General features: G+C 37.2%; 2 protein-coding genes and 1 pseudogene. All 3 read left to right on the top strand.

Features of this window, described 5'->3' with window-relative positions; genetic code table 11:
• Positions 1–21: 21 nt before the first annotated feature.
• Complete coding sequence (locus CP366_RS10315) at positions 22–636, top strand: IS607 family transposase (RefSeq protein ID WP_013085994.1); 615 nt, start codon at positions 22–24, stop codon at positions 634–636.
• A complete protein-coding gene (locus CP366_RS11020) occupies positions 633–947 on the top strand; it encodes a helix-turn-helix domain-containing protein (protein WP_233197989.1) in 315 nt (104 codons plus the stop codon). The genes CP366_RS10315 and CP366_RS11020 overlap by 4 nt, the downstream gene beginning before the upstream one ends.
• Positions 948–1,096: 149 nt before the next feature.
• A pseudogene (locus CP366_RS11025) lies at positions 1,097–1,378 on the top strand (RNA-guided endonuclease TnpB family protein); the annotation flags it as partial.

The raw sequence follows: 1,378 nt of genomic DNA on the forward strand, positions 1-1,378 counted from the left end.
TAATATGTGGAGATGAAGATTATGGCAGTTCTTAAACCTAAAGAGATGGCTGAACGCTTGGGTGTGACAGTGCGCACTTTACAGGAGTGGGATCGTAAAGGAATTTTTCCAGCACATCGTACTCCAACAAATAAGCGCTACTATACTGAACAGGATTATCTTAAGTACATTAATAATAATTCTGATCCTAAGAAGGATAAGCGCAAGGTAGTTGGCTACGCACGCGTTTCAACTGCTAATCAAAAGGATGATTTAAAAGATCAAGAAGAGTTCATACGCGAATTTGTCAACACTAAAGGGATTATTCTTGATGAAATGATCACCGATATTGGTAGCGGTCTGAATTATAAGCGCAAAAAGTGGAATAAGCTTCTTGATGAAGTAATGCAAGGAAAGATTAAAACAATTTACATTACTTACCAAGATCGTTTTATCCGCTTTGGTTATGATTGGTTTGAAAAACTATGTAATCAAAATGGCACCAAAATAGTAGTCTTAAACAATCGAGAAACGTCACCTAATGAAGAATTGGTTCAAGATGTCTTAAGTATTTTACACGTCTTTTCTTGTCGTCTTTACGGCTTACGTAAATACAAGCATAAGATTAGCGAAGACAAGGAGTTGACTAATAAATGATAGTAAAAACACGCGTTTACCGTCTAAAACCAGATGAGGCGATGAAGCAAATTTTGGACGATTGGTGTAACTACCGTCGATACTGTTGGAATCAAGCCTTGGCTTTATGGCAAGACTTGTATATGGCACATACTATTTTTGATAAAGTAGTTGCCACTACCTTTATTCCTAAGCAGAATAAAAAGACTAAGAAATGGCGCATGACTCATCAAGATTATCACTTAAATCCTAGTCCTAATTGGCGTTTAGTAAGAGATCTAATGATTGAACAAAAGGAAGATATGCCTACTCTGCTCGCACTTTACAGTTAGCGGTACAGGATTTAGGCAAAGCATGGCAAAATTTCTTTAATAAAGCACAGCCTGATTGGGGCAAGCCTAAGTTCCGCTCTAAGAAAAATCCGCGCCAAGGCTTTAAAACTGATCGAGCAAAGATAGAGGATGGACTACTTTGGTTAGAAATGCCTAGAGATACCCCATATAAGGATCGTTGGGCAGGGATCGAACTTTCAAATAAGCCTTTATCGGGTAAAATTGGTGTAGTTTCAATTTTTAAAGTAAACCATAAGTATTATGCTTCTATACCTTATAAGCTAGAAAAGCCTTTACCCAAGGCTAAAACTGGCAAAGGTACAGGAGTTGATATTAATGTAGGTCACTTTAATTATCAAGATGGACAGTGTTTAGTCTTGCCTAAGTCACTAAAGAGGCTTTATGCGAAAATCAAGTTTTATCAAAAGCGT

It is taken from the genome of Lactobacillus sp. UMNPBX15 (assembly GCF_002553785.1).
Classification (GTDB): Bacteria; Bacillota; Bacilli; order Lactobacillales; family Lactobacillaceae; genus Lactobacillus; species Lactobacillus crispatus.